Origin of the sequence: Bartonella queenslandensis AUST/NH15, assembly GCF_000312585.1 — a bacterium.
GTDB lineage: Bacteria > Pseudomonadota > Alphaproteobacteria > Rhizobiales > Rhizobiaceae > Bartonella > Bartonella queenslandensis_A.
The window spans coordinates 221,830-228,459 of record NZ_HE997998.1; the positions used below are offsets into that span (position 1 = coordinate 221,830).

The window sequence follows — 6,630 nt, forward strand, 5'->3', positions numbered from 1 at the left end:
GCTGATCTCGATGGGAAAATTCTTGAATTAAAAAAAATTTCTCAGGAAAAAGGCAGTCTTGATATGAGCGATGAGATTGCGCGTCTTGAAAAACGTTCCCAAACAGCATTGAACGATATTTATAAAAAATTAACACCGTGGCAGAAAACACAAGTCGCTCGTCATCCTGATCGTCCGCATTTTATGGACTATTCTAAACGCTTATTGAGTGATGTTACACCTTTGGCAGGAGATCGAAAATTTGCTGAAGATGAAGCTATTCAAGCTGGTTTTGCTCGCTTTAAGGGTGAGGCAGTTGCTTACATTGGTCAAGAGAAAGGTCACGATACGCAAACACGTTTGCGCTATAATTTTGGTTCTGCACGTCCAGAAGGATATCGTAAAGCTGTCCGTATTATGGAAATGGCTGATCGCTTTGGTTTGCCACTCCTCACTTTTATTGATACAGCGGGTGCTTATCCTGGAGTAAGCGCTGAAGAACGTGGGCAAGCGGAAGCAATTGCTCAATCAACCGCTGCAACTTTGCGCTTAAAGGTTCCTGTTGTATCCGTTGTTATTGGAGAAGGCGGTTCGGGGGGGGCGATAGCAATTGCGGCTGCTAATAAAGTTTATATGTTAGAACATGCGATTTACTCTGTTATTTCTCCAGAAGGAGCAGCTTCTATTTTATGGCGTGATCCAGCCCGTGCAAAAGATGCTGCAATGAATATGCGTATTACCGCTCAGGATTTGTATCGCTTAAAGATTATTGATGGCATTATTTCAGAACCTTTAGGAGGAGCGCATCGTGATAAAGAGATTGTCATTGATGCAACGGGTGAGATTATTTCAGAAGCTTTAAAAGCTATGGTTGGAAAAGATGGTGAAGTTCTCAAACAAGAGCGAAGGGAAAAATACCTTCAAATCGGTCGCTCATTAGCATAAATCATTTTTTGTGAGGGGGGGTGGATTGGAGTTTTTTGCGATGACATTTAACAGATTTCTTTCTGTGTGTGTGTTGTTTGTAATAGGAATATTGACGGCTTGTGAAGGAAGATTACCCGCTTCTATACGTGCTAAAGTTGAGCAGCCTCTTCCGCAAGAAATTCAGAATAGAATGGCTTTGTACGATATTGATCCATATGCACCAATTGTGATGCGATTTTTCAAGGAGGAAAATGTTGCCGAAATTTGGAAGCAATCTCGTTCAGGTCCTTTTATCTTGGTTGCTCGCTATGGCATTTGCAAATGGTCTGGTAAACTTGGACCTAAATATAAAGAAGGGGATCTTCAAACGCCGGAAGGCTTTTATACTATTACTGCAAACCAAATGAATCCTTATTCAAAATATTATCTTTCTTTTAATATAGGATATCCTAACCTCTATGATCAGGAAAATGGTCGTACAGGAAGCAATCTTATGGTGCATGGTTCTTGTTTTTCCGCCGGTTGTTATTCTATGAGTGATAAAAATATGGCTCAAATTTATGCCTTTGCACGGGATGCTTTTAAAGGAGGACAAAGAGCGTTTCAGTTGCAGGCTTTTCCTTTCCGCATGACCGAGGATAATATGTTACGTCATAGCAATGATCCCCATTATCAATTTTGGGTTATGCTTAAGAAAGGGTATGATTTTTTTGAAGAAAATCGCCAACCTCCGATTGTTGAAGTTTATGGAAAACGTTACATTTTTAATCGCGATATTGATAAAACTTCAGTTTCCCTAATGCGGTGAGTGTTATTTTATTCTGCTATACCGTAAAAACGCTCTTGTTTATGATGGCGATACAGGAATGGAAAAACTTTACGCATGAAGTGTTTTAAGTGAATAGTCGATATTTTAAAGCATAGAGTTTTTTCATAGAGCCTTATGTAAGTAAATCAGATGAGGTGAGGAAAGCCAAGAGAGGCTTGTTCGGAGAAGTTATATTGTTTCGCAGACTGGTATGAATAGCAATCTTTGTTTTTTAGTGAAAAGTATAAATGCGTCTCTCTTTTTAATTTTGAAGGGTTTTAATTATTTCATGCTGTCAAATGTTGTCTTATGGTGTTGATTATAATATAGATGCTGACATGTAAAATATAATATTGCCTTTGTCTGATTTTAGTTTTTTGCCTAAAATTAAGAGGGGTTTGTTTCAATCTGCTGGAAAAATAAAGTTGAGTGAAATACTTTAAAACCAAGAATTTATCCAATGGGGTTTTGAAATAAAACCTCTGAAATGCTTTGCAGATAAAGTGCATTGCAAGAGAGAATCACTTGATTATTGATTAACGAATAGTGAAAATTTTTATAATAGTAATTGGATTTACAATGATAATTTATTCCTTTTTTCGATTTGAATTAAGAGGCTAAATATCATAAAAATTTTTTTATCCTAAAATCTATTTATGATGGATCAATCAAAACCATTCGCTTGCATATTACAAATGAAAAGCGCCACATGGATAAAAATGCACAATAAAAATGCCTCTAATAAATCGTCTCAAGTGTCAAGAGCTAACCACAACATTGAGGGTTGGAAAAATCTATGATGGAAGGGCTGTTTTGCTTCTTGAAAAGCATAAAAAGGGTATGACTCAATGGGTTTCACGTTATCTTCACTGAAGGGGAGAATTAAAACTTCATTCCTGGAATGATGAGAGGGTTTTCCAAGAGAGCTGTTTTATCTGCGGTATCTATTGCCGGCTTATTAAAAAAAGCATTGAGAAGTTTTTGTATTGCTTCTTTTTCAACACCATCGGCAATGATGACAAAACGTGTTTGTTTTATTCCTTTTGGCCATGCTGGTAGTCTTATAGGTGGATGGAAAAATGTTTGTACACCATGTAATATAAGAGGACGATAAGGATCATCACGCAATGCGATAATCGCTTTAATACGGAGTAATTTTGTACCATAACGGTCTTGTAGGAGATCTAAAAAAGCTTCAATTGTAGCGTAATCAACAAGGTTCTCACATTCTAGTGAAAAGGTACGAATGGTTTTATGAGGAGGATGATCGTGTGGAGTCGTAATAAGATTCTGCTTAAGTTGTGTATTTTCTCCTTTTTCATCCCATAATGTGCGATTTATTAATAGATTTGAGCAGAAATCTTCAGAATGGGCATCAATGATTTGTGCTGTAGGATTCATTCTGTTAAGTGCGTTAAGGAGCGTATTTGAAAGTGCTTGGGGCGCTATAAGGTCTGTTTTGGTGAGAATAATTTTATCAGCAAAGATTAATTGTTTATATATTTCAGGATAGCGCTCACATATGGAAAGTGTGCTTAATGTATCAAATGTTGCAAGAACAGCATTTATGGACAATGTTTGAATAAACAACGGGTGGCTTAAAAGTATTTGTAAAATAGGAGCGGGATCAGCTATCCCTGTTGTTTCAATGATAATATGATTGAGTTGTTTGATCTGTCCTGTTTGGACGCGATTGATTAAATCAATTAATGTATCAATGAGATCACTGCGTAAATTGCAGCATAAACAACCATTGGCAAGTTCAATAATTCCTTCTGTTGCCTTTTCAACCAGAAGATGATCAATGCTGATTTCACCGAATTCATTGATGATAACAGCACACTCCGTTAAGAGAGGGTCTTGTAGCATCCGGTTGAGCAAAGTTGTTTTGCCAGAGCCTAAAAAACCAGTAATAAGCGTGAGAGGAATGCGCTTTATTTTCATTTTGATCATCAACCGTGGTTTTGTTTTAAAGAAATGTATCTTACGATGTTTAACGCCATTTATAATGGTGCCCGTGAGATATACGGGTCAATACCCTATGAAATCGATTTTATCATTATTTTTATGATTATAAAGGTAAGTGTGGGCATGATCATACACTTTTTCAGTGTCAATGTTATGGTCATTCTTGGCACTTGAAAAACTTTATAGGAGGAATTTTAATTCCCTGTTGTGATTATTTTATCTCTATGCTCATCCACCTTGTGATATGCAAGAGACTGATTTTAATTGCTTCGACAGATACAGATTTAAAATGAGAAAGCCTTACGATATTTGTGCTTCTGACATAAAGTGCAAAACTATCATTATAAATCAATGTATTATAATTAATTTATAGATTATAGCTTACGGCTTTTTTATAGAATAGTTTACACTTTTTTTAGACAGACTATGGGGTTTTTTTAGTGGTTTTACTGTCATTTTGGGTGTCTGTGGTGTACGAATAAGGTGTACGACTAAAGGGTGAGAAAAAGAAGGTGGAGCCGTGATAAAAGGTGAGATGAGAATAATATTTCCTTGATCGTCATATGAATTAGCATGCATTTTTATGGCTTCAGGCGTGCACATTTGTTGTCTCATATCATTGGCTTGTGTTATGTTGCTTCCATAAGGTTTTAATGTTGCTAATGTTAATTGAGGATTTCCTTGATGCAAAAATCCTATTTCAAGAAGTTGTGCCGCTTTTTCTTCCCTTTCACTTATGTTATTAGCGCCTAGAATGACAGCAATAATTGTACGTTTATTGCGAGTAGCTGAGGCAACAAGATTAAAACCAGAGGCGCAAATAAACCCTGTTTTCATACCATCTATTCCATAAAAACGGCCAATGAGGTTGTTTGAGTTATGCTGGATTTTTCGGTTATTACCAAAATCAATGGCTGGAATAGAAAAATAATGAGAATATTGTGGAAATTCACGACGTATTTGGACAGCTAAAAGAGCAATATCGCGTGCGGTGGAGTAGTTTTGAGGGTCTGGTAAACCACTTGCGTTCGCAAAATGGGTGCCAAACATGCCTAAACGTTTAGCTTCGCTATTCATTTTGCGTACAAAAGCTTTTTGTGAACCAGCAATGGCTTCACTCATGGCAATGGCCAAATCATTGGTCGATTTAACCATGGTGATACTTAAGGCTGTATCAAGTGTGAGAATAGAACCCGCTTTATAGCCTGAACGATACGAGGGAGCTTTTGCGGCATATTCGCTGATGGTGATAGGTTTGTTGGGTGAAATTTCCCCTCGGCTCATAGCGCGAAAAATAACATAAGCAGTCATTAATTTTGTTAAGGAAGCTGGATACCAGCGCTCAAAAGCTTGATTATGTTTTAAGATATGTCCCGTTGTAACATCAACAGAAATAAAAGGTTGTGCTAAAGAAAAAGTGCTCGACAAACTCAAGATGAAAGAAAAAAATAAATTATAAAAGAGGCGTTGCATTAATTTAAACCCAGTTCCTGCTTATTCATTATTTAGAATTGTTTTAATGTAGAATACAAAGCTTTTAAGTCCAGGATAGAGAGGACAGATAGTTAATTGTTGTATTGAGCTATGTCTCTGGAATAAAAACCAATACTCATCTTTATTTTCCCCTTGAATTTGGTTTGATGGTTTAAGTATTTCAAAAAATACTTTTTAAATGATAGATATTATACAAGATTTAATTTTTTTGAAGATATTGTTATTTTTCAGAAAGAAAAAAATCCATTTAATCATACAATTTTTCTATTATTTAATATATTTGGTGATAGTTTATGGTTTTATCTGTTTAATGAGATCCTTGAATATCCTTAGCTTCTTTCACTCCAAATATGTTCTAAGGTTTGAGTAAATTAAAAATATCCGCTTGTACGTTACAGGTGGGAAAGAGCTGTGTAGAACCATATAAGAAAAATACCTCTTATGAACTGTCTTAAGTGCCAAGGGCTTCCGCAATTTGGGGATCGGTAAAGGGGGGGTGATGGTGCAGGCTTGCTGCTTCACGAGCGTAAAAATGGGGGAGCTCAACAGATTTACTATTATACCATTCATAGTCAACGTTATGAAATGGGGTGGGGTGCCATAAAAGATGCCTCTTTAAAATAACTCTTATATTAAGAGGGACTATGAGAGGTGTTTATATCTTTTGCTTTAACAATTCTTGCCTATACATTAATTTCCATCAGTGATAGCAAGATAATTGATTCAATATAAGAAAAGGGTAATTTTACTCTATTGAATGTTATTGTTTAACATAAAACATCATTTATCATTGTAAATCAATGTATTATATATGGAAAATAGCACGCCATTGTATTATTGATTGATGTCTTTTCTTTAAAGAAGTTGTTTGTTTTTCTCCTCATTTAACTTCTTAGCGAGCATTTTTAACACTGTTTTTGAATAAATATAAAGTTCTGCGGCTTATTTATGAACTTTCTTTAATGGGGGTATGCATTTCTTATACAAGATAGAATTCGTCAAAATAAAATACTGTTGCGTTGTTTATTTGCGCGCTGGTTTTAAAGAAATATCGAGCAGTTTTCATATCTCTTTTAAGATCTTACTCGTAAGAGCTATAATTTTTATATGAAGAAAGGTGTTGGCATTTATCGTTTATTATTCGCCATTAATGTTGTACTTGTGAAGGAGTAAGCCAGTATCACACACTTTTCTAGTCTTCAATGTTGCAGACAGTCCTTGGGCACGTGAGATGGTTGATAAGAGGCACGTTTTTTTGTATGGTTTTCACCTATACGGCTCTTTTCGTTGATAATGTGCAAGCAAGTGGTTTTGATTGATTCAACATAAAACAAATCTTAAATGAGATAATTTTACAGTATTCAGGTTTTTCATTCACATTGAATAGCAATAAATATCCTTATAGATCAATATTCTGTATGCTATTTAAATGATTTTTAAAGGGAGGAAGAATT

At 35.6% G+C, this 6,630-nt stretch carries 4 protein-coding genes; 2 read left to right on the plus strand and 2 right to left on the minus strand.

Translation table 11 applies throughout. The annotated features are described in order from the left end of the window. Window positions 1–924, plus strand: a 924-nt coding sequence (locus BN338_RS04755; RefSeq protein ID WP_039759525.1) for an acetyl-CoA carboxylase carboxyltransferase subunit alpha, incomplete at its 5' end; no start/stop codon positions are given. A 40-nt stretch (window positions 925–964) separates the two neighbouring features. Next, window positions 965–1,714 (plus strand): L,D-transpeptidase family protein, encoded by a 750-nt coding sequence (locus tag BN338_RS04760; protein ID WP_039759571.1) that lies wholly within the window; start codon window positions 965–967, stop codon window positions 1,712–1,714. 882 nt (window positions 1,715–2,596) lie between these two features. Here BN338_RS04760 and BN338_RS04765 read toward each other — a convergent pair. Both BN338_RS04765 and BN338_RS04770 read right to left on the minus strand, forming a co-directional pair. Further along, the gene (locus BN338_RS04765) at window positions 2,597–3,658 is read right to left on the minus strand and encodes a CobW family GTP-binding protein (RefSeq protein ID WP_198003677.1); all 1,062 of its coding nucleotides are present in this window, start codon (window positions 3,656–3,658) and stop codon (window positions 2,597–2,599) included. Window positions 3,659–4,063: 405 nt separating this feature from the next. Next, window positions 4,064–5,155 carry a D-alanyl-D-alanine carboxypeptidase family protein gene (locus BN338_RS04770; protein WP_039759526.1) on the minus strand — a complete coding sequence of 364 codons (1,092 nt, stop codon included), beginning with the start codon at window positions 5,153–5,155 and terminating at the stop codon, window positions 4,064–4,066. Between the last annotated feature and the right edge of the window lie 1,475 nt (window positions 5,156–6,630).

What these genes read in the sequence shown, in the direction of transcription:
- BN338_RS04770 (WP_039759526.1), bottom strand. Translation starts at nt 5,155, where the DNA reads ATGCAACGCCTCTTTTATAATTTATTTTTTTCTTTCATCTTGAGTTTG.
- BN338_RS04760 (WP_039759571.1), top strand. Translation starts at nt 965, where the DNA reads ATGACATTTAACAGATTTCTTTCTGTGTGTGTGTTGTTTGTAATAGGA.
- BN338_RS04765 (WP_198003677.1), bottom strand. Translation starts at nt 3,658, where the DNA reads ATGAAAATAAAGCGCATTCCTCTCACGCTTATTACTGGTTTTTTAGGC.